This window comes from Micromonospora sp. RTP1Z1, from assembly GCF_033804685.1.
Lineage (GTDB): Bacteria > Actinomycetota > Actinomycetes > Mycobacteriales > Micromonosporaceae > Micromonospora.
The window spans coordinates 74,279-94,513 of record NZ_JAPFQV010000013.1 but is presented as its reverse complement, the minus strand read 5'-3'; the positions used below and the strand labels follow the sequence as shown (position 1 = coordinate 94,513).

The 20,235-nt window shown below is 71.0% G+C and carries 21 protein-coding genes; 8 read left to right on the top strand and 13 right to left on the bottom strand.

Going from position 1 to position 20,235, the window contains the following annotated elements:
• Positions 1-118 precede the first annotated feature (118 nt).
• From SLP03_RS09915 to SLP03_RS09895, 5 genes are all read left to right on the top strand, one after another.
• On the top strand, positions 119-283 hold the full coding sequence (locus SLP03_RS09915) for a VOC family protein (RefSeq protein WP_319460243.1): 165 nt from the start codon (positions 119-121) through the stop codon (positions 281-283).
• Between the two features lie 125 nt (positions 284-408).
• Positions 409-801: a DUF2267 domain-containing protein gene (locus tag SLP03_RS09910; RefSeq protein WP_319460242.1), complete on the top strand. Its 393-nt coding sequence runs from the start codon at positions 409-411 to the stop codon at positions 799-801.
• Between the two features lie 159 nt (positions 802-960).
• Entirely contained in the window at positions 961-1,218 is a 258-nt protein-coding gene (locus SLP03_RS09905; RefSeq protein ID WP_319460241.1) for a hypothetical protein, read from the top strand.
• Positions 1,219-1,288: 70 nt separating this feature from the next.
• Positions 1,289-1,882: a GTP cyclohydrolase I FolE gene (gene folE / locus SLP03_RS09900; protein WP_319460240.1), complete on the top strand. Its 594-nt coding sequence runs from the start codon at positions 1,289-1,291 to the stop codon at positions 1,880-1,882.
• 19 nt (positions 1,883-1,901) lie between these two features.
• Positions 1,902-3,146, top strand: a complete 1,245-nt coding sequence (locus SLP03_RS09895) for an NAD(P)/FAD-dependent oxidoreductase (RefSeq protein ID WP_319460239.1) — start codon at positions 1,902-1,904, stop codon at positions 3,144-3,146.
• A gap of 39 nt (positions 3,147-3,185) precedes the next feature.
• On the opposite strand, the gene SLP03_RS09890 is transcribed toward SLP03_RS09895, so the two are convergent.
• Entirely contained in the window at positions 3,186-3,830 is a 645-nt protein-coding gene (locus SLP03_RS09890) for a hypothetical protein (protein ID WP_319460238.1), read from the bottom strand.
• A 155-nt stretch (positions 3,831-3,985) separates the two neighbouring features.
• On the opposite strand from SLP03_RS09890, the gene SLP03_RS09885 reads away from it, so the two are divergent.
• Both SLP03_RS09885 and SLP03_RS09880 read left to right on the top strand, forming a co-directional pair.
• Positions 3,986-4,915, top strand: a complete 930-nt coding sequence (locus tag SLP03_RS09885) for a diacylglycerol/lipid kinase family protein (protein WP_319460237.1) — start codon at positions 3,986-3,988, stop codon at positions 4,913-4,915.
• A 192-nt stretch (positions 4,916-5,107) separates the two neighbouring features.
• Positions 5,108-5,998 (top strand): LysR family transcriptional regulator, encoded by an 891-nt coding sequence (locus SLP03_RS09880; RefSeq protein ID WP_319460236.1) that lies wholly within the window; start codon positions 5,108-5,110, stop codon positions 5,996-5,998.
• Here SLP03_RS09880 and SLP03_RS09875 read toward each other — a convergent pair.
• Genes SLP03_RS09875 through SLP03_RS09840 form a run of 8 tightly spaced genes read right to left on the bottom strand, consistent with a single transcriptional unit; the run spans position 5,988 to position 14,080 of the window.
• Positions 5,988-7,223 carry a vWA domain-containing protein gene (locus SLP03_RS09875; RefSeq protein ID WP_319460235.1) on the bottom strand — a complete coding sequence of 412 codons (1,236 nt, stop codon included), beginning with the start codon at positions 7,221-7,223 and terminating at the stop codon, positions 5,988-5,990. The genes SLP03_RS09880 and SLP03_RS09875 overlap by 11 nt on opposite strands.
• Entirely contained in the window at positions 7,220-7,954 is a 735-nt protein-coding gene (locus tag SLP03_RS09870; RefSeq protein WP_319460234.1) for an SRPBCC family protein, read from the bottom strand. The genes SLP03_RS09875 and SLP03_RS09870 overlap by 4 nt, the downstream gene beginning before the upstream one ends.
• Complete coding sequence (locus SLP03_RS09865) at positions 7,951-8,820, bottom strand: MoxR family ATPase (protein ID WP_319460233.1); 870 nt, start codon at positions 8,818-8,820, stop codon at positions 7,951-7,953. The genes SLP03_RS09870 and SLP03_RS09865 overlap by 4 nt, the downstream gene beginning before the upstream one ends.
• Entirely contained in the window at positions 8,817-9,395 is a 579-nt protein-coding gene (locus SLP03_RS09860) for a nucleotidyltransferase family protein (RefSeq protein ID WP_319460232.1), read from the bottom strand. The genes SLP03_RS09865 and SLP03_RS09860 overlap by 4 nt, the downstream gene beginning before the upstream one ends.
• Before the next feature lie 2 nt (positions 9,396-9,397).
• Positions 9,398-10,264, bottom strand: a complete 867-nt coding sequence (locus SLP03_RS09855) for an XdhC family protein (protein ID WP_319460231.1) — start codon at positions 10,262-10,264, stop codon at positions 9,398-9,400.
• A gap of 11 nt (positions 10,265-10,275) precedes the next feature.
• A complete protein-coding gene (locus tag SLP03_RS09850) occupies positions 10,276-12,666 on the bottom strand; it encodes an aerobic carbon-monoxide dehydrogenase large subunit (RefSeq protein ID WP_319460230.1) in 2,391 nt (796 codons plus the stop codon).
• Positions 12,663-13,205 (bottom strand): (2Fe-2S)-binding protein, encoded by a 543-nt coding sequence (locus SLP03_RS09845; RefSeq protein ID WP_319460229.1) that lies wholly within the window; start codon positions 13,203-13,205, stop codon positions 12,663-12,665. The genes SLP03_RS09850 and SLP03_RS09845 overlap by 4 nt, the downstream gene beginning before the upstream one ends.
• 2 nt (positions 13,206-13,207) lie before the next feature.
• Positions 13,208-14,080 (bottom strand): xanthine dehydrogenase family protein subunit M, encoded by an 873-nt coding sequence (locus SLP03_RS09840; RefSeq protein ID WP_319460228.1) that lies wholly within the window; start codon positions 14,078-14,080, stop codon positions 13,208-13,210.
• Positions 14,081-14,197: 117 nt separating this feature from the next.
• Between SLP03_RS09840 and SLP03_RS09835 the strand changes: the two genes are divergently transcribed.
• Positions 14,198-15,271: an XdhC/CoxI family protein gene (locus SLP03_RS09835; protein WP_319460227.1), complete on the top strand. Its 1,074-nt coding sequence runs from the start codon at positions 14,198-14,200 to the stop codon at positions 15,269-15,271.
• Between the two features lie 73 nt (positions 15,272-15,344).
• Here the strand turns inward: SLP03_RS09835 and SLP03_RS09830 are convergent, their stop codons facing one another.
• The 4 genes from SLP03_RS09830 to SLP03_RS09815 are packed head-to-tail and all read right to left on the bottom strand — an operon-like array spanning position 15,345 to position 20,148.
• Positions 15,345-16,337 (bottom strand): TIGR03842 family LLM class F420-dependent oxidoreductase, encoded by a 993-nt coding sequence (locus SLP03_RS09830; protein WP_319460226.1) that lies wholly within the window; start codon positions 16,335-16,337, stop codon positions 15,345-15,347.
• Between the two features lie 12 nt (positions 16,338-16,349).
• On the bottom strand, positions 16,350-17,753 hold the full coding sequence (gene hydA, locus SLP03_RS09825; RefSeq protein ID WP_319460225.1) for a dihydropyrimidinase: 1,404 nt from the start codon (positions 17,751-17,753) through the stop codon (positions 16,350-16,352).
• A complete protein-coding gene (locus SLP03_RS09820; RefSeq protein WP_319460224.1) occupies positions 17,750-18,592 on the bottom strand; it encodes a nitrilase-related carbon-nitrogen hydrolase in 843 nt (280 codons plus the stop codon). The genes hydA and SLP03_RS09820 overlap by 4 nt, the downstream gene beginning before the upstream one ends.
• Positions 18,589-20,148, bottom strand: coding sequence for an NCS1 family nucleobase:cation symporter-1 (locus tag SLP03_RS09815; protein ID WP_319460223.1), 1,560 nt, complete (start codon positions 20,146-20,148; stop codon positions 18,589-18,591). The genes SLP03_RS09820 and SLP03_RS09815 overlap by 4 nt, the downstream gene beginning before the upstream one ends.
• Between the last annotated feature and the right edge of the window lie 87 nt (positions 20,149-20,235).

Genomic DNA, 20,235 nt, shown 5'->3' with positions numbered 1-20,235 from the left:
GCGCCCACATCCACTGGGCCATGATCGACAACATGAGCCGTCGACTGACCCACGAATCGACCCCATCCTGGCGCGATGACCACCCCGAAACAGACACATCCATACACACCTAGACGGGATGCCCTCTGAGCAGTGGCGGTCGCGGGGCGGGGAGTTCCTGACCGAGCCGAAGGATCACGGCGTCGAGATCCGGTGCTACCTGCGGGATCCGGATGGCTACCTGATCGAGCTGGGTCAGGGCACAGGGATCCTCGCCGAAATGGGTCGGGCCGCCTCCGCCTGATTTCGCCGACGGCAAGGCCGCGCCGCGCGGCCTCCGCAGGCGCCGTTTTGCCGGACATCGCTCGGGTAAGCGGCGCTCGTCGCCTCAAAGTTGAGGACGCGATGCACGGTCCGGAAGGAGAACCCGTGAACTACGCCGAGTTTCTCGAAGCGGTGGGACAGCGGACGGGAATGCCAGCGGCGGAGGCGGCGAACGTCATCCGAGCCACGCTCACGACATTGGCGGAACGGATCAGTGGCGGCGAGGCCCGCGACCTGGCCACGCAGCTCCCCGAGGAGTTCCGAGGGTACCTGCACAAGGAAGTGGACTTCGCCGAACGGCTCGATCTCGTGGAGTTCCTCAATGAGGTACGGGCGCGCGCGGGAATGGATGACCAGCGGGCCGCAGAGGGAGCCCGCGCGGTATTGACCACCCTGCGCGAGGCGGTGAGCGCCGAAGAACTCAAGGACCTGGAATCCGAGCTGTCAAAGGACATCCGGCAGCTGCTTCATCCGGTGAACCGCCGGGTCGGAGCGTGACCCGAGCAATCCTTGGAGCACTACCGCCTGCCCCGACTGCGGGCAGGCGGTAGTTCACCTCACGCTGTGAGCCGCGGCGGCAGGTCGTGAGGTGCTCGATGGCGGCAGCCCGCGCTGGCCATGGCGCAACCTCTACCGGCCCAGCGACCCGATCGGCGGGTGGATCTGCGCGACTTCGATGCGGTCCAGATCAGCACCGACGAGTGGACTGCCGATGGTCGCATTGGCGACAACCGGGACATCGACCGGCGAATGATCGACCCGATGTTCGCCAGGATGGCAGGGGACAGCTCGTACCCGGCCACGCGCGGACCCTCCGGCTACGCCGACGATCCTGCTTACCAGGGCCAGAGCGGCCGAATTTCACTAGCGTTCGCTATTGAAATTTTGGCCGCGATGGTCCAGGATCATGATTAACGGCAAGGACCATTGGCGAAAATGGAGGATGTGGCGTGGAACCTGCGCACCGCGCTCGGGGGCGGCTGACGTGACCATCGCACCGGCCCCACGTCGAGTCGACCAGCAACCAGCCCGCGACCTGGTCGCCGCCGAACAGGCTGCCGCCGGGTTTCTGGCCGCACTCGGCATCGACCTGGACTCCGAAAGCCTGCGTGACACGCCGGGTCGGATGGCCCGGGCGTACGCCGAGCTGCTCACCGCGCGGCCGTTCGACCTGACCACCTTCCCCAACGACGAGGGCTACGACGAACTGGTACTGGCCCGCTCCATCCCGATCCGGTCGGTATGTGAACACCACCTGTTGCCGTTCGTCGGTGTCGCGCATGTCGGCTACCTGCCGGGCGACCGGATCCTCGGACTGTCCAAACTCGCCCGCGTCGTGGAGCTCTTCGCCCACCGCCCGCAGGTGCAGGAGCGGCTGACCAAGCAGGTGGCGGACTGGCTGTCCCTCGAACTGGCTCCCAAGGGCGTCGGTGTCGTCATCGAGGCGGAGCATATGTGCATGACGTTGCGCGGCGTGCGGGCCGTCGGCGCCACCACCGTGACCTCCACCCTGCTCGGGACCCTGCGGGACGACGCCCGCTCCCGGGCCGAGTTCTTCTCCCTCACCGGAGCCCACTGACACGATTCGGAGACGCGGCATGGAAAACTTCGTCATCGTCGGCGCCGGCCTTGCCGGCGCCAAGGCCGCCCAGACGCTGCGCGAGGAGGGCTTCGGCGGGCGCGTGATACTGCTCGGTGAGGAGCCCGAACGGCCCTACGAGCGACCACCGCTGTCCAAGGGCCTGCTGCTGGGGACCGCGCCGCGGCGCGACGTCTACGTGCACGCCGCCGGCTGGTACGAGGCGAACGACGTGGAGCTGCGTACCGCGACCCGGGTGACCGGCATCGACCGCGACGCCCGCCAGGTCGTCCTCGACGACGGCGAACGGCTCGGGTACGACAAGCTGCTGCTCACCCCCGGCTCGGCGCCCCGTCGCCTCGAGGTGCCCGGCGCCGACCTCGACGGCGTGTGGTACCTGCGCACCTTGGCGGACTCCGATCGGATCTCCGAAGCCCTCACCGACCAGGCCCACCTGGTGGTGATCGGTGCCGGCTGGATCGGCCTGGAGATCGCCGCCGCCGCCCGCCAGCACGGCGCCGCCGTGACCGTGGTGGAAACCGCCAACCTGCCGTTGCAGCGGGTCCTCGGCGACGAGGTCGCCCGGGTCTTCGCCGATCTGCACCGCTGCCACGGCGTCGCCTTCCACTTCGGCGTCGGGGTCCGACACCTGCGGGGTACCGGACGGGTCTCCTCGGTGCTGCTGACCGACGGCACCGAACTGGCCGCCGACACCGTCGTCGTCGGCGTGGGCATCCAGCCCAACGTGCAGTTGGCCGAGGAGGCGGGCCTGAAGGTGGAGAACGGCATCGTCACCGACGCCCGGCTGCTCACCTCCGACCCGCACATCTACGCCGCGGGTGACGTGGCCAACGCCCACCACCCGATACTGGGCCGGCACATCCGGGTGGAGCACTGGGCGAACGCGCTCAACGGCGGTCCGGCCGCGGCGCGGTCCATGCTGGGCCAGCAGGTCGAGTACGCGCGCCTGCCGTACTTCTTCTCAGACCAGTACGACCTGGGGATGGAGTATTCGGGGTGGGTGGCCCCGGACGGCTACGACCAGGTGGTGTTCCGCGGCGACCCAGCCGTGGTCGGTGGCAGGGCGCCGGAGTTCATGGCGTTCTGGGTCGCCGACGGTCGGGTCCTGGCCGGGATGAACGCCAACGTGTGGGACGTGACCGACCAGATCCAGGCGCTGGTGCGGGCCGGCCACGGGGGCAGGGCCATCGACCTGGCCAAGCTCTCCGACCCGCGGATGCCACTCGGCGACCTGCTGAGCTGAGCGCGCGTGCCGCTGAGCGGGAAGCGGCGGCGGCCCGGGTCAGGCCGGATGGATCTGTACGCAGCAGGCGCCGGGGCTGGGGGCCAGCCGCGCGTGGAGGTCCGTCCGGCCGAGCCCGTCGAGCAGACCGGCGATGAAGGCCTGGTTCAGGCCGCACACCAGCTCGGTCTGCCGGGCGGCGAGTTCGTGGAAGGGGCAGTTCCGCAGCCGGATCAGCACGTCGTCGCCGGCCGGTTCGAAGCCGAGCTCGGCCAGCACCGCCGCGACCGGGCCGCCACCGCCGACCTGGCGACCGATGGCCGCGCCCCGGTGCGCGGCCAGGCGTCGGGCCGCCGACCTGGCGTCGGTGGGATCTTCGGCGACGGCCTGGGCGAGGATCTCGCCGATCAGTTCGTAGCGGCGCGCCGGGATGGTCAGTGCGATGCAGCCCGGCGCCACCTCGTACACCTTCGGCGTTCGGCCACGGCCGCGCGGCTGGTCGGTCGGCGCCTCGTACCGAGCCTGCAGCAGTCCGGCACCGACCAGCTTGTCGAGGTGGAAGGCCGCCAGGTTGCGCGAGATGTGCTGGGCCTCGGCGGCCTCGTCCCGCGTCACCGGGTGATCCTGGCTGCGCACGTAGTCGAAAAGCGCCCGTCGTACCTGGTCGACCAGGGCCGACACCGCCTGCCAGGGGGCCGTTGCCATGCCGAAAAGTTTATCACCAGCAGATCTCGTTGAAATTCTCTTCGCGGGCGCGCCAGCCAGCAGCAGGTCCCGGTGCCGCCACCGGGCGTCCAGCCCCGCCCCGCCGGACCGGTGCGTCGGCGAGCGGGTGCCTCCCGGCAGTAGGGTCTGGTGCTGTGCGTACGAAGCGGGAGTTGGGCGCGGCCATCCGGCGGGAGCGGCGTGCCGCGCTCGTCGTCAACGCCCACTCCCGCCGGGGCCGCCGGCTCTACGAGGGCGCCCGGTCGCGGCTGACGGCGGCCGGCTTCACCCTGCTCGCCACGTACCCGGTCGACCGGCCCGACGAGCTTGAGCAGAGCCTCGTCGAAGCCGCCGACCTCGGGCCGGACCTCCTGGTCGCGGGCGGTGGCGACGGCACGATCGGCACCGCCGCGCGCCTGCTCGCCCACCGTGACATCGCCCTCGGCCTCCTGCCGTTGGGCACCACCAACAACTTCGCCCGTACGGTGGGCATCCCGCTCGACCTGGACGCGGCCGTCGCGGTCCTGACGGACGGCAAGGTGATCGACGTCGACCTCGGGCTCGTCGGCGACATGCGGTTCACCAACCATGTCGGCATCGGCCTCTCCGCCGACGTGATGCTCACCGCGCCGCCGCGGCTCAAGCGGGTCACCGGCCGGCTCGCGTACCCGCTCACCGCCCTGGCGCTGCTGGCCCGGCACCGGCCGCTGCGCGCCACCATCCGCGCCGAGGGGCGGGAGCACGAGTTCGTCACCCACCAGCTGTACGTGGCCAACGGCGGCTTCCACGCCGGCCGGCCGATCACCGCGGACGCGAACGCCGACGACCGGCTCCTGGTCGCGTACCCGGTGGGCGGACCGGCCCGCCGCGAGCTGCTGCGCGACACCGCCCGCAACGCGGCGACCGGGCACCGCCGTACCCTCGGCGAGGACCCGTTCCTCGCCGTCCGCCAACTCTGGCTGGAGACCGACCGACCGGCGCGCGTCGAGGTCGACGGCGAGCCGTACGGCGAGACGCCGATCCGGATCGGCCTGGACCCCAACGCGCTGCGCGTCATGGCCCCCGCCGACAGCCCGGACCGCTAGGGGTCGCCGGCCTCGGACGTCGCCCGCTCCGACGTGCCGGTGAGGCGCTCGCCGCGCGGGCGCGGGCTGTCGGGCAGCTGCCGGCGAGGTGAACTGGTGCTGGCGGCGGGGCGGCTGAGCGGGGATGATCGAGGTTCATTGCGAGGAAACTCCGGATCACTCGATCGGGGGCGGGGAAGTGGGTCGACGCCGATGACCCCGACGCAGCTGCGCGCATATGTCGCCGTGGTCCGGCTGGGATCCGTCAAGCAGGCCGCTGCGCAGCTCGAGGTCTCCGAGGCGGCCGTCTCGCTGCACATCGGACAGTTGCGCAAGGAGTTCGGGGACCAGCTGTTCTCCCGGAAGGCGGCGGGGCTCGCGTTTACCCCTGGCGGGCTGCGGCTGGCCAGTCGCGCGGCCGAGCTGCTGGGCCTGCAGGACCGCACGGTGCTCGAGGTGAGCGCCGCGGGACGCGGCCGCCGGCTGCTGCGGGTCGCCGCGTCCAGCCTGTTCGCCGAGCTCGCCGCGCCGGGGCTGATCGAGCTGTTCGCGAAGCGCGCCGCCGACCTCGATGTCGAGCTGAGCGTGCGCAACCCGGGATCGTTCGAGACGCTGCTGCTGACCCGGGCTGCGGACATCGCAGTCGGGCCGCAGCCGCCGGTCGTCGACACGGCGATCGCCTGCCGGCCGGTGATGAACTACCGGCTCGTGATCGTCGTCGGCCCGGACCATCCGCTGGCCGGCGTGCAGGCGTCGCCGGGGCAGCTGCGCGACCAGACCTGGCTGCTCGGGCCGTCGGCGGCCACCGACCTGGGCGCGGTCCCGGCGATGCTGCGCCGGCTCGCCGTGCCGACGACCGGCAGCAGATCTTCCAGAGCCACGCGGCCGCGCTGGGGGAGGCGAAGCGTGGCAAGGGCGTCGCGCCGGCGCTGTCGTTCACCGTCGCGCCGGACGTCCGCAAGGGCCATCTCCTGTTGCTGGCTGGGCCGCACGCGACGTTCGAGGCCGTCTGGCATTCGCTGGTGCTCACCAACCCGGGCAGCCCGTCGGCTGCGGCCGAGCTGTCTCGGTTCGCGTCGACGCCGCGGGCGATTCAGGCGATGATGCGCGGCGCGGGCGTCAGCGTGGGCCACTTCAAGCCGTCGGTGCACGTGACGCTGTGGAGCTGACTGGCGGCGTCCACCAGGTCCCGGAACGTCCCGGCCGGCAGCAGCCGGTCGCAGTAGGGCAGCGCTGCGGCCATGCCCGCTACCCGAGGGACGAAGCCGGGGGCGCCGGCCCGCGGATTCAACCAGACGATCCGGTACGCGCGGCGGCGCAGCCGGGCCATCATGGCGGCGAGTTCGCCGGGCGGGTCGCTGTCCCAGCCGTCCGAGCCGATCACCACCACCGCCCCGCGGACGGCGTCACCGTGATGGGACGCCAGCAGGGCGCGCAGGTTCGTGGCGATCCGGGTCCCGCCGAACCGGTCGGTCACCGTCGCGCTGGCCTGCGTGTCCGCCACGGCCCCCGAGGGGTGTCGCAGCGCGACCGTGAGCCGGGTCAGCGTCGTCGCGAACGCGAACACCTCCGCGTCGGCGACCACCGCGAACGCCCGCATCAGGTGTAGGTACGCGGTCGCCTGCGCCCGCATCGACTCGCTGACGTCACAGAGCAGCACGACCCGGCGCGGTCGCCGCACCGGCCGCTCGCGGACGACCTCGACGGGTTCCCACGCGGTGCGGCGGGCCCGGGCGATCGTCGGCCGTAGCGCGACCCGACGTCCGGCCGGGCCGATGGCGTGCCGCCTGGTGCGCCGGGTCGGCCAGCCGGCGACGGCCGCGCGCAGGGCGTCACCGAGCAGCGCGACCTGCGCTCCGTCGAGCTCCTCGAACGGCCGGTCGGCGAGCACGGCGAGGGCGCTGGGGCGCCGCTCGGGCAGCCGCATCGCGGCTTCGGACTCCCGCGCCTCGGTGACGGCCGGTGGCAGCGTCGCCCACGGCAGCCCACCGCCGGGGCCCGCGTCGTCGGTGTCCCCGGGCACCGGCACGTGCACGTCGTCGCGGCGGCCGGGCGGGGCCGCGGACCGGGTCAGCGGCAGCGGCGGCGCGTAGGCGAAGACGGCTGCGAAGACGCGGTCGAACGCGGCGAGGTGGGCGTGCCGCCGGACCAGGCTGATCCGGGCGGTCCAGTAGAGCGTGGACATCTCCACGGGTGGGCTGGCGGCGAGCGCCCGGACGAAGTCGTCGACCTCGGTGAGCCCGGCGGGGACGCCGGCGTGCCGCAGCCGGTCGGCGAGAGCCACGGCGAACGCGGCACGGTCGATCCCGCGCAGCATGGGGGAACTCACCGGCGCGCGACCAGCCAGGCGATCACCGCGCCGACCGCGACGAGGCCGGCGAGCACCGGCACGAGCCGCTTGGAGATCGAGCGACCGGCAATGCTGAGCAGGTCGAGCGCCTCAGCTTCGGCCGCGGGCTCGGCGAGGGTGGCGGCCGGGGGTTCGATGGGCGTGGGCTCCACGGCGGCGGTGTCGTGCGTGGTCGCGGCGGATACGACCGCGACGGGCGCGGGCCGGGCGGCGGACGCGGCCGGGATGCCCGCCGGCTGGGCGGCCGGCGCCGCCCTGCCCGTCGCCTCGGCCGCCAGCTTGGCCTCGAGGTTGGTGACGAACTGAGCCAGCAGCTTGCCCGATACCTCCTTGATCATGCCGCCGCCGAACTGGGCCAGCCTCCCCGAGATTCGCAGGTCGGTGTCCACGCTGACCAGCGTCCGGTCGCCGTCCCGCCGCAGCTGGGCGGCGACCAGCGCGACCGCGTTGCCCGCCGACCGGGCATCGCGGCCCTTCGCGTCGATCACCCCGCGGTACTGCGCGTCGTCCTTCTCGACGAACTGCGCGGTGCCCGCGAACTCGGAGATGACCGGCCCGACCTTGACCTTCACCTTGCCCCGGTAGACGTCGCCGTCTACGCCGGTCAGCTGGGCGCCCGGCAGGCACGGCGCGATCCCTTCGAGGTCGGTGAGGACCGCCCAGGCCCGCTCGATCGGGGTGTTGACCGCGAACTCGTTGGTGATCTTCATGGCTGACGCTCCTGGTAGGTGCCGAGCGCGGCGGCGACGGCGGCGCGGTCGTCGGGGGTCTTGGCGATGGTGCCGATGGTCCGGAGGACGTCGCCGGCGGCGAGGTCGGTGGCGCCGAGCACGGACAGCGCGGCGACCCAGTCGATGGTCTCGGCCATGCCGGGCGCCTTGTCCAGCTCCAGGTCGCGTACGCCGCCGATGAACTCGGTCGCCGTGCGGATCAGCGGCTCGGCCGCACCCGGCACGGCCCGGCGGACGATCTCGGCGGCCCGGCCCGGCTCCGGGAAGTCGATCCAGTGGTACAGGCAGCGGCGGCGCAGCGCGTCGTGTAGCTCCCGGCTGCGATTGGAGGTGAGCACGACGACCGGCGGCGTGCTCGCGGTGAACGTGCCGAGTTCGGGGATCGTGATGCCGGCCTCGCCGAGGAACTCGAACAGCAGCGCCTCGAACTCGTCGTCGGCGCGGTCGATCTCGTCGATCAGCAGCACCGGCGGGACCGGCCCCTGATGGCGTACGGCCCGCAGGATCGGCCGTTCCTGGAGGAACTCGGCACTGAACAGGTCGGCGTCGGTGAGTTTCGCGTGCTGCGCCTCGGCGAGCCGGATCGCGAGCAGCTGCCGTTGGTAGTTCCACTCGTAGAGCGCCTCGCCGGCGGTCAGGCCCTCGTAGCACTGCAGCCGGATCAGCGTCGTGTCCAGCGCCCGGGCCAGGGCCTTGGCAGCCGCGGTCTTGCCGACGCCGGGCTCGCCCTCGAGCAGCAGCGGCTTGCCGAGCTTCAGCGCCAGGAACAGGGCCATCGCCATGCCGTCGTCGACCAGGTAGTCGACGGCGTCGAGGCGGCGCCGGACGGCCAGGGGATCTTTCACCGCGCGTCGCCCGCCAGCAGCCGCTCGTAGTCCGCGCGGGTGTCCACGTCGATCGGCACCGGCCCGTCGGCGTGCACCTCGGTCACCGGGTGGCGGCCGGAGTGCAGCAGCTTCCAGACGGCCTTGTCGCCGTGCAGGCCGCGCAGCTCGGGAAAGACCTCGCGGCCGAACCGGAACGGATGCCCCAGCCCGTCGGAGTACCGACACACGCCGAGCGTGGTGGCCACCGAGGCGACCCGCCGGACGTCGGCTGCACGCACGCCGGGCTGGTCGCCGAGGAGCAGGAGGAGCCCGTCGGCGCGCGGGTCCACCACGTTCACCGCCGCGCTGATCGACGACCCGCACCCGGTGCTGAACGCCGCGTTTTCGACGACCTGGACCCCGGTCAGGTCCACCCGGTCGCGGACCAGGTCTGCCGCGCCGCCCAGCCCCACGAGCAGCTGATCGAAGCCGCACGAGCGGGCCAGCTCCAGGGTTGCGTCGAGCAGTGTCCGCCCGCGGTACGGCAGCAACTGTTTGGCCTCGCCGAGGCGCACGGACGCCCCTGCGGCGAGCACCAGGCCGGTGACGAACACGGCTACGCCGCCGTGAAGCTCGCGAGGCAGCCGGCGCAGCAGAACCACAAGTCCCGCTCGTCGACCCGCGCGTGCGGCGTCTCCGGCCCGACCAGCACGGTCATCCCGCACACCGGGTCGACGGCCTGTTGCGGCCGCGCAGCGGGCGCGCTCGGGGACGGGGCCAGCCCGTCCACCCTGATCGCCCGGACCACCTCAGCCATGATCGACAGGGCGATCTCCTGCGGCGAACGGGCCCCGATGTCCACCCCGGCCGGCGAGTGGATGCGGGCCCGTTCGGCGTTGGTCAGCTTCAACTCGTCGAGCAGGACCGCGCCGCGCTTGCGGCTGGCGACCAGCGCGACGAAGCCCACCCCGGCGTCCAGCGCGGCCCGGATCGCGTCCTGCTCGCCCTTGCCGAGCCCGGCCACCACGACCGCGGTCGCGCCCGCGTAGTCGCCGGACACGGAGACCTCGAAGTCGAGGAACGCCGCCAGCGTCGCCACCGCGGCGCTGATCGGCGTGCTGCCGGCCAGCCCCAGCACGGGCGCGGGCAGCACCGGCCGCAGGAAGATCTCGATCGCGCCGCCCGAGTGGCACGGGTTGACCACGACCCGCGCCCCCGGGGTCTCGGGGAACGTCGCCGTGCCGTCCGGCAGCACTCGCAGCAGCAGCGTGTTGCCGTCCCGCAGGGTGTCGAGCGCGGCCGCCCGCACCGAACTCTCGGCGCACACCCCGCCGACAAAGCCCTCGATCGAGCCGTCCGACAGGATCACCGCGGCGTCTCCCGGCTGCGCCGACGTCGGCTCCTGGGCGCGGACCACGGTGGCGTGCACGAATGGCTCGCGCGAGACGGTCAGCTCGCGGGCGCGGTCGGCGATCGTCGTCATGATTGGCCCCTTCAGATCGGCGGCCGCGCTTGACCGCGCATCGCGTCCCAGACCCGCGACGGCGTCAACGGCATGTCGGCATGCCGTACGCCGAAGGGTTTGAGGGCGTCCACGACCGCGTTGACGATCGCTGGCGGCGAGCCGACCGTGGCCGACTCACCCACGCCCTTCGCGCCGATCGGGTGGTGCGGCGACGGGGTGACGGTGAAGCCGGTTTCCCAGTCGGGCACCTCGAGCGCCGTCGGGATCAGGTAGTCCATCAGCGACGCGCCGAGGCAGTTGCCGTCCTCGTCGAATGCGATCATCTCCATCAGCGCCATGCCGACCCCGTCGGTCAGGCCGCCGTGCACCTGCCCCTCGATGATCATCGGGTTGATCCGGGTGCCGCAGTCGTCGACCGCGATGAACCGCCGCACCTTCACCTGCGCGGTGCCGGGATCGACGTCCACCACACAGATGTACGCGCCGTGCGGGTAGGTCAGGTTCGACGGGTTGTAGCAGATCTGCGCCTCGAGCCCGCCCTCGACGCCCTCGGGCAGCTCGCCGGCGCCGTGCGCGCGCATGGCGATGTCCTGGATCGTGACGGACTTGCCCGGGTCGCCCTTGACGTGGAACGCGCCCTTCTGCCAGTCCAGGTCGGCGACCGAGACCTCCAGCATGCCGGAGGCGATGATCCGGGCCTTGTCGCGGACCTTGCGGGCGACCAGGGCCGCTGCCGCGCCCGACACGGGCGTCGAGCGGCTGCCGTACGTGCCGAGGCCGAACGGCGTGTTGTCGGTGTCGCCGTGCACCACGTCGATGTCGGCCGGCGGGATCCCGATCTCCTCGGCGACGATCTGCGCGAACGTCGTCTCGTGCCCCTGGCCCTGGGACTGCACGCTGAGCCGGACCACGGCCTTGCCGGTCGGGTGCACGCGCAACTCGCAGCCGTCGGCCATACCCAGTCCGAGAATGTCCATGTCCTTGCGGGGCCCGGCGCCGACGGCCTCGGTGAAGAACGAGATGCCGATGCCCATCAGCTCGCCCCGGGCCCGCTTCTCCTCCTCCTCGCGGCGCAACTGGGCGTAGCCGGCGATGTCCATCGCCAGCCGCATGGTGGGCTCGTAGTCGCCGGAGTCGTACACCCAGCCGGTCTTCGTCGTGTATGGGAACTGCTCCGGTCTGATGAAGTTCCTCAGCCGCAGCTCGGCCGGGTCCATGCCCAGCTCGTCGGCGAGGCAGTCGACGATCCGCTCGACCAGGTAGACGGCCTCGGTGATCCGGAACGAGCAGGCGTACGCGACGCCGCCGGGCGCCTTGTTGGTGTAGACCGCGGTCATCTTGCAGTAGGCGGCCTCGATGTCGTAGCTGCCGGTGAACACGCCGAAGAAGCCGGCCGGGTACTTCACGGGCGCGGCGGTGCCGTTGAACGCGCCGTGGTCGGCGAGCACGTCGGTGCGGATGGCCAGGATCCGGCCGTCCCTGGTCGCTGCGATCTCGCCGCGCATGATGTAGTCGCGGGCGAAGCCGGTGCTGATGAGGTTCTCCGAGCGGTCCTCCATCCACTTCACCGGCTTGCCGGTGACGATCGAGGCGACGATCGCGCAGACGTACCCGGGATAGATCGGCACCTTGTTGCCGAACCCGCCGCCGATGTCCGGCGAGATCACCTGGATCTTGTGCTCGGGAATGCCCGCCACGATGGCGTAGAGGGTGCGGTGTGCGTGCGGTGCCTGGGTGGTGGACCAGAGCCGCAGCTTGCCGTCGACCGCGTCGAAGTCGGCGACCGCCCCGCACGTCTCCATCGGCGCCGGGTGCACCCGGGGATAGACGAGGTCCTGGCTGACCACGACGTCGGCGCGCGCGAACACGGCCGCGGTGGCCGCCTCGTCGCCGGTCTCCCAGTCGAAGCAGTGGTTGTTCGCCTTGCCCTCGAGGTCGTCGCGGATCAGCGGGGCGCCCGGCTCCAGCGCGCGGCGGGCGTCGATGACCGGCTCGAGGATGTCGTACTCGACGTCGATCAGCTCGAGCGCGTCCCGCGCCGCGTACCGGTCCTCGGCTACGACGAACGCCACCTCCTGGCCCTGGAAGCGCACCTTGTCGGTGGCGAGCACGGCCTGCACGTCGTTGGAGAGGGTCGGCATCCAGGCCAGGCCCTGCTGCGCCAGCATCGCCCCGGTCACGACCGCCCTGACCCCGGGCGAGGCCTCGGCGGCGCTCGTGTCGATGCCGACGATCCGGGCGTGCGCGACCGGCGCCCGGAGAATGGCGAGATGCAGCATGCCGGGCAGCTGGATGTCGTCGACGTACCGGCCGCGGCCGCGGACGAACCGCGGGTCCTCCTTGCGCAGCATCCGGCCGTGTCCGACCGGCTTCTGGTCGTTGTCGTGGAAGGTGTCCACGCGCTCGTGCACGGTCGTCATGCGACGCTCCCGGCGGGCTGGCCGGCGTCCGCGATCTCGCCGGCTTCGCGTGATTCGGTGGTCTCGGCGACCCGGGCCGCGGCGGCAGCCACGGCGGCCCAGCGGACCGAGCGCACGATGGTGGCATAGCCCGTACACCGGCAGATCTGGCCCGAGATCGCCTCGCGGATCTCCGCCTCGGACGGGTCCGGGTTGGTGTTGAGCAGCGCCCGGGCGGTCATCATCATCCCGGGCGTGCAGAAGCCGCACTGCAGGCCGTGGCACTGGATGAAGCCCTGCTGGATCGGGTCGAGCTCGGCGCCCGTGGCCAGGCCCTCGACCGTGCGCACCTGGTGGCCGCCGGCCATCGCGGCGAGCACCGTGCACGACTTCACCGGCTCGCCGTCCAGCCAGACCACACACGTGCCGCAGTTGCTGGTGTCGCAGCCCCAGTGCGTGCCGGTCAGGCCGAGCACGTCCCGCAGGAAGTGGACCAGCAGCAGCCGGCCCTCGATCTCCCGGGTGACCTCGACGTCGTTGACGGTCATCGTGACCTGCATGCTCAACTCCTCGCCCGTTCGACGGCCCGGCGCAGGGCCCGGTTGGTCAGCTCGGCGGCCAGATGCCGCTTGTAGTCGGCGCTGCCGCGCTGGTCGGTGACCGGGTCGCAGCTGCGCGCCGCGATCGCCCCGGCCTGCTCGAAGAGGCTCTCGGTGGGTTCCCGGCCCCGCAGCGCCGCCGAGATCGCCGGGATGCCCGTGGTGTTCGGCCCGACCGCGGCGAGCCCGACCCGGGCGTCCGCGATCACGCCGCCGTCGAGCCAGACCGCCGCGCCGGCCGAGACCACGGCCCAGTCGCCGGCCCGGCGCTCGACCTTCTCGTACGCGCTGCCGCCGCCCGGCCGCACCGGCAGCCGGATCTCGACCAGGATCTCCGCGTCGCCGACCGTCGTCTCGTACGGCCCGACGTGGAACTCTTCCATGGACACGACACGCTCGGCGCCGCCCGGCCCGCGGATCACACAGCTCGCGTCCAGCGTCGTGCAGACCGCGGACAGGTCCTCGGACGGGTCCGCCTGGCAGAGCGAGCCGCCCAACGTGCCCCGGTTGCGCACGACCGGGTCGGCGATCACCCGCTCGGCATCGGCGAAGATCGGGAACGCCGCGGCCAGTCCGGCGGACTCGAGCAGCTCCCGGTGCCGGGTGAGCGCGCCGATCCGCACCTCGTCCGGGCCCGGCTCGATGTAGCCGAGTTCCGCGTGCAGGTCGTTGATGTCGATCAGGTAGTCGAAGTTGGCCAGGCGCAGCTTCATCATCGGCAGCAGGCTGTGCCCGCCGGCGATCAGTCGCGCGTTGCTGCCCAGCCGTTCCATCAGGCCGATGGCCTGGTCCACAGTGGTAGCGCGCTCGTACTCGAACGGTGCCGGGACCTGCATGTCCACCTCCGCAGTCCGGCAAAATCTGGCCCCGGCGCGTACCAAAGTCAACGCTGACCTAAGCAATTGCTTAGGTCGGCGTTGACGGTGCCGCCGCGGCTCACGGATCGTGCGGCCATGCGGGACATCGTCGACGGGCTGACGGCTTGGCGGGCCGCCGGCGTCGCATTCGCCACGGCGACCGTCGTACGGACCTGGCGGTCGGCGCCCCGGCAGCCGGGCGCGGCCATGGCGGTCTCCGCCCGCGGCGAGGTCCTGGGCAGCATCTCGGGCGGCTGTGTCGAGGGCGCGGTCTACGAGCTCTGCCTGGCATCGATCGAGACCGGCAAGGCCCGGACCCAGACCTACGGCGTAAGCGACGACGACGCGTTCGATGTGGGCCTGACCTGCGGCGGCACGATCGAGATCCTGGTCCAGCCGGACGTCGCGATGACCGAGCCCGACGAGGTGCTCACCGCGATCCGGGACGGCCGGCCGGTCGCCACGGCGTCGGTTGAGGACGCGCAGTTGGTGGTCTGGCCTGGCCGGGTCGCGGGCAGCCTCGGCGAACCCGGCCTGGACCACGCGGCGGCGCAGCAGGCGGCCGGCATGCTCGCGCTCGGCACCACCGGCACCGTCCACCTGGGTGCGAACGGGGAGCAGCGGCGCGACGAGATGAGCGTCTTCGTCCAGTCATACGTGACCCCGCCCCGGATGATCGTCTTCGGTGCGATCGACTTCGCCGCCGCGCTGGCCCGGATCGGCCGGTTCCTCGGCTACCACGTCACGGTCTGCGACGCCCGCCCCGTGTTCGCCACCCGCAAGCGCTTCCCGGACGCCGACGACCTCGTCGTCCAGTGGCCGCACAAGTACCTGGAGTCGACGGCCGTCGACGGGCGCACAGTGCTCTGCGTGCTGACCCACGACCCGAAGTTCGACGTGCCGCTGCTCGAGGTCGCCCTGCGCACCCCGGCCCGCTACATCGGCGCGATGGGCAGCCAACGCACCCACTCCGACCGACTGCGCCGGCTGCGTGAGGCGGGTGTGGACGAGGCCGCCCTGGCCCGGCTCTCCTCCCCGATCGGGTTGGACCTCGGCGCGCGGACGCCGGAGGAGACGGCCGTGGCGATCGCCGCCGAGATCATCGCCCAGGCCTGGGGTGGCTCGGGTCGCCCTCTCACCGGCCTCGAGACCCCGATCCACCACCCTTGACCAGCGGCGCCCGCGCCGCAAACTGCACCGAACGTACTTCAACTGGGGACAAGGCGTACTTGGCGCGCCGGGATCAGACGTGCGTGATCACGTCCTTGCCGTACGAGGAGAGGGTCTTCTCCTTGTCGTCATGCATGAGGTAGAGGGCGAAGTTGTGCACCCCAATCTCCTTGAGCTCCTGCAGCCGGTCGACGTGGGCTGACTCGGGGCCGACGAGGCAGAACCGGTCGACGATCTCATCGGGCACGAAGTCTGTGGACGGATTGCCCGCGCGGCCGTGGTGTGCGTAGTCGTAGCCGTCGCGACCGCTGATGTAGTCGGTGAGCGCCTTCGGCACCACCCCGGAGTCGCCGTAGCGGGCGACCAGGTCGGCCACGTGGTTGCCGACCATGCCGCCGAACCAGCGCAGCTGATCCCGTTGGTGCGCGAGGTCCGTGCCCACATAGGCGGGTGCGGCCACGCACATCGTGATCGAGTCGGGATCTCGGCCTGCGGCGGTGGCCGCGTCGCGTACCGAGCCGATCGTCCAGCGGGCGATGTCGGGATCGGCCGTCTGCAGGATGAAGCCGTCGGCCTGCTCGCCGACCAGCCGCAGCGCTTTCGGACCGTAGGCGGCCATCCAGATCTCCAGCTTGCCGTCACGCACCCACGGGATGCGCACCGGCGTGCCGTGGTGTTCGACCTCGTTGCCTTCGGCCAGCTCCTTGATCACGTGCATGGCCGCTTTCAGCGTGGTCAGGCTCGCCGGCGGCTGGCCGATGACCCGTCGGGCCGAGTCGCCGCGGCCGATCCCGCACACGGTGCGGTTGCCGAACATGTCGTTGAGCGTGGCGAAGAGCGACGCGGTGACCGACCAGTCGCGGGTGCTCGGGTTGGTCACCATCGGCCCGACGATCAGGTGCTTGGTCGCGGCGAGGACCTGCGAGTAGATGACGAACGGCTCCTGCCACAGCACGCAGGAGTCGAACGTCCACCCGTAGCGGAACCCGTTGTCCTCGGCGGCGGTGAGGCCCGCCACGACGTCGCGAGCGGGCGGGTCGGTCTGCAGTACGACACCGAAGTCCACGGTTCCTCCTTGTCAGACCAGGTATTGACTGAGATCGCGCTTCAGGAACGTGCCGTGCCCGGCCGCGCCGTGGAAGGCGTTGTCGTCGACGACGACCCGACCACGGGACAGCACGGTGGAGACCTTCCCGGTCAGCTCCATGCCCTCGTACGCGGAATAGTCCACGTTCATGTGGTGGGTGCTGGCCGAGATGGTCTGCTCGGCCGTCGGGTCGTACACCGCGATGTCCGCGTCCGCGCCCGGAGCGATGACGCCCTTGCGCGGGTAGAGGCCGAACATTCTGGCGGGCGTGGTGGAGCTGATCTCCACCCAGCGCGCCAGGGTGATCTCGCCTTTCACGACGCCCTGATAGAGCAGGTCCATCCGGTGCTCGACGCCCGGCATCCCGTTCGGGATCTTGGAGAAGTCTCCGCGGCCCAGCTCCTTCTGGTCCTTGAAGCAGAAGGGGCAGTGGTCGGTCGACACCAGCGACAGGTCGTTGGTGCGCAGGCCCCGCCACAGTTCCGCCTGGTGCTCCTTCGGGCGCAGCGGAGGAGAGGCGACGTACTTCGCGCCCTCGAAGTCGGGCCTGGCCAGATCCTCCAACGACAGGAACAGGTACTGCGGGCAGGTCTCCGCGAACACGTTCTGGCCCGTGTCGCGGGCCTGGGTGACCGCGTCCAGGGCCTGCGCGGCGGACAGGTGCACGATGTACAGCGGCGAGCCGGTGACCTTTGCCAGCGCGATCGCCCGCGAGGTGGCCTCGCCCTCCAGCTCGGGCGGCCGGGTCAGCCCGTGCTCCACGGGTTCGGTGCGCCCGCTGGCCAGCGCCTGCAGGATGAGCTGGTCGATCGCGATGCCGTTCTCCGCGTGCATCATGATCATCGAGCCGGTGTCCCGGGCCTTCTGCATCGCCCGCAGGATCTCCCCGTCCGTGGCGTAGAAGACACCCGGATAGGCCATGAACATCTTGAACGTGTTGACGCCCGCGTCGATGCAGGCCTCCATCTCCTTGAGCGACGTGTCGTTGACGTCCGAGACGATCATGTGGAACGCGTAGTCGATCGCGCATTTCCCGTCGGCCTTGCTGTGCCATTTGTCCAGCGCGGACAGCAGGGACGTGCCCTTGCCCTGTACGGCGAAGTCCACGATCGTCGTCGTGCCGCCCCAGGCTGCCGCCATCGTCCCGGTCTCGAAGTTGTCCGCCGAGAACGTGCCGCCGAACGGCATCTCCATGTGCGTGTGCCCGTCGATGCCGCCGGGCACCACGTACTTTCCGGCGGCATCGATCACGCGCTCGGCCCCGGACGCCCACTGCTGCGCCAGACCGGAGTCCGGTGCGGCGAGCGCGGCGATCCGCTCGCCCTCGACCAGCACGTCGGCCGGGTACGCCCCGGTGGCGTTGACGACTGTTCCGTTGCGGATGAGAATGCTCATGGCTTCACCAGCGATTCGTACGTCTCCGGCCGGCGGTCGCGATAGAACGCCCACAGGTCGCGCACCTCGGCCAGCTTGTCCATGTCGAGGTCGCGGACGACGACCTCATCCTCGGTGTCCGACGCGGCGTCGCCGACCAGTTGCCCGCGCGGGTCAACGAAGTACGACTGGCCGTAGAAGTCGTTGTCGCCCAACGGCTCCACGCCGACCCGGTTGATCGCGCCGACGTAGTACTCGTTGGCGACCGCGGCCGCGGGCTGTTCCAGCCGCCACAGATACTCCGACAGGCCGCGGCTCGTGGCGGAGGGGTTGAACACGATCTTCGCGCCGGCCAACCCCAGTGCGCGCCAGCCCTCCGGGAAGTGCCGCTCGTAGCAGATGTAGACGCCGATGCGGCCGACGGCCGTGTCGAACACCGGATAGCCGAGGTTTCCCGGCTTGAAGTAGAACTTCTCCCAGAACCCCTTCACTTGCGGAATGTGGTTCTTGCGGTGCTTACCGAGGTAGGTGCCGTCGGCGTCGATCACCGCGGCGGTGTTGTAGTAGACGCCCGGCTGTTCCTGTTCGTACATCGGCACAATCAGGACCACGCCGTGCTGCTCGGCGACCTCGCGCATCAGCGCGGTCGTCGGCCCGTCCGGAATCATCTCCGTGTACGAGTAGTAGTCCGTGTCCTGTACCTGGCAGAAGTACGGGCCGTAGAACAGCTCCTGGAGGCAGACCACCTGTGCGCCCTGCGACGCGGCGCTGCGGATCGCCTCGACCGCGCCTGCGATCATGGAATCCTTGTCGCCGGTCCACTTCTGCTGCACCAGGCCGGCTCGGATGATGTTGCTCATCTGTTCTCCCCCTTGGCGTGGGCGGTGCGCGGCAGCGTCAGCGCCAGGTACACGACGAACGCGCTGACGAGACCGGCGACCCAGCTGTAGTCGTAGAGCGGCTTGAGGAACGGGATGAGTCCGTCCTCGGGGAAAGGTCCCTTGCCGGGCGCGGAGTGGGCGCCTCCCACGGCGAGGACCGCGCCGACGACGGTGGCGACGACCGCCGCCCAGTTCCAGCCGCCGGAGAACCAGTACCTGCCCTCGGGGCGGTAGAGGGCGGGCAGTTGGAGGCGGGTGCGGTTGCGGACCCAGTAGCCGGCGATGAGTACGCCGGCGACGGCGCCGAGCAGGCCGCCGTAGAACCCGAGCCAGACGAAGATGTAGATGTTGGGGTCCTGCACCAGGCGCCACGGTTGGATCAGGATGCCGAGCACGCCGGTTATCAGGCCGCCGGTCCGGAAGTTGACCAGTCGGGGTGCGGCGTTGGAGAAGTCGTACGCCGGGCTGACCGTGTTCGCGGCGACGTTCACCGACAGCGTCGCGACCACGACCGTGAACAGGCCGAGCGCGACGACCAGCGGGTTCTCGAACTTGGCCGCGAGCTGGATGGGGTCCCAGATCGCCTCGCCGTAGATCACGGCGGTGCCCGAGGTGATCATGATCGACAGGAGGGCGAAGAACGACATCGTGGTGGGTAGACCGAGGATCTGGCCGTACGCCTGCTGCCGCTGGCTGCCGCCGAACCGGGTGAAGTCGGGGATGTTCAGCGAGAGTGTCGCCCAGAACGCGATCATCGCCATCAGCGAGGGCGCGAACAGCTTCCAGAAGTCGACGCCCCAGCCCAGCTTCGACGGCTGGGACAGGATCGGGCCGAGCCCGCCCGCCTCGACCAGCACCCAGATCAGCAGGGCGACGGCGACCACGATGACGAACGGCGCGGCCCAGTTCTCGAAGCGCCGCAGCGTGTCCATGCCCCGCCAGATGATCGCCATCTCGATCGCCCAGAACAGGAAGAACGACGCCCACAGCGTCCACGGGTAGTCCATGACGTGCGCCGCGTCGACCCACCAGGAACCCAGCAGTTTGCCGGCGATCGCGTAGATCGCCTCGCCGCCGATCCAGGTCTGGATGCCGAACCAGCCGCAGGCGATGAAGGCGCGCAGCAGGGCCACGAGGTTGGCGCCGCGCACACCGTAGAACGCGCGGGCGAAGACCGGGAACGGGATGCCGTACTTCGTGCCCGCGTGGCTGTTCAACAGCATCGGGATCAGGACGAGCAGGTTGCCGAGCGTGATGGTGAGGAACGCCTGCACCCAGTTCATGCCGAGCTGGATGAGCCCGGCGGCGAGCAGATAGGTGGGGATGTTGTGCGCCATGCCGATCCACAGCGCCGCGAAGTTGTACGTGGTCCAGGTGCGCTTCTCGATGGGTACCGGGGCGAGCTCTTCGTTGAAGTACGGGCTGTCGGCGATCGTGGAGAAGTCACGCAGCTCCACTCGGCCATCCGGATGGGTGATCTGTGTGCCCGGCGCGACCGCGGTGGTTTCGGCGGGGGGCAGGGGTTCAACGGCCATTGGTCACCTCCCTGTTACGCTGCTGCAACACTGGCCGACCAACCGGCTCACGCGCTCCTGGTGGGGCGGTTCAGCTCGATCTTTATC

Bases quoted from the DNA above. Each gene is read 5' to 3' on its own strand.
- SLP03_RS09820 (WP_319460224.1), bottom strand. From the start codon at position 18,592: ATGAGCAACATCATCCGAGCCGGCCTGGTGCAGCAGAAGTGGACCGGC.
- SLP03_RS09815 (WP_319460223.1), bottom strand. From the start codon at position 20,148: ATGGCCGTTGAACCCCTGCCCCCCGCCGAAACCACCGCGGTCGCGCCG.
- SLP03_RS09890 (WP_319460238.1), bottom strand. From the start codon at position 3,830: ATGGCAACGGCCCCCTGGCAGGCGGTGTCGGCCCTGGTCGACCAGGTA.
- SLP03_RS09835 (WP_319460227.1), top strand. From the start codon at position 14,198: ATGCGGGACATCGTCGACGGGCTGACGGCTTGGCGGGCCGCCGGCGTC.
- SLP03_RS09870 (WP_319460234.1), bottom strand. From the start codon at position 7,954: ATGAAGATCACCAACGAGTTCGCGGTCAACACCCCGATCGAGCGGGCC.
- SLP03_RS09855 (WP_319460231.1), bottom strand. From the start codon at position 10,264: ATGACGACGATCGCCGACCGCGCCCGCGAGCTGACCGTCTCGCGCGAG.
- hydA (WP_319460225.1), bottom strand. From the start codon at position 17,753: ATGAGCATTCTCATCCGCAACGGAACAGTCGTCAACGCCACCGGGGCG.
- SLP03_RS09840 (WP_319460228.1), bottom strand. From the start codon at position 14,080: ATGCAGGTCCCGGCACCGTTCGAGTACGAGCGCGCTACCACTGTGGAC.
- SLP03_RS09895 (WP_319460239.1), top strand. From the start codon at position 1,902: ATGGAAAACTTCGTCATCGTCGGCGCCGGCCTTGCCGGCGCCAAGGCC.
- SLP03_RS09845 (WP_319460229.1), bottom strand. From the start codon at position 13,205: ATGCAGGTCACGATGACCGTCAACGACGTCGAGGTCACCCGGGAGATC.
- SLP03_RS09880 (WP_319460236.1), top strand. From the start codon at position 5,108: ATGACCCCGACGCAGCTGCGCGCATATGTCGCCGTGGTCCGGCTGGGA.
- SLP03_RS09915 (WP_319460243.1), top strand. From the start codon at position 119: ATGCCCTCTGAGCAGTGGCGGTCGCGGGGCGGGGAGTTCCTGACCGAG.
- SLP03_RS09850 (WP_319460230.1), bottom strand. From the start codon at position 12,666: ATGACGACCGTGCACGAGCGCGTGGACACCTTCCACGACAACGACCAG.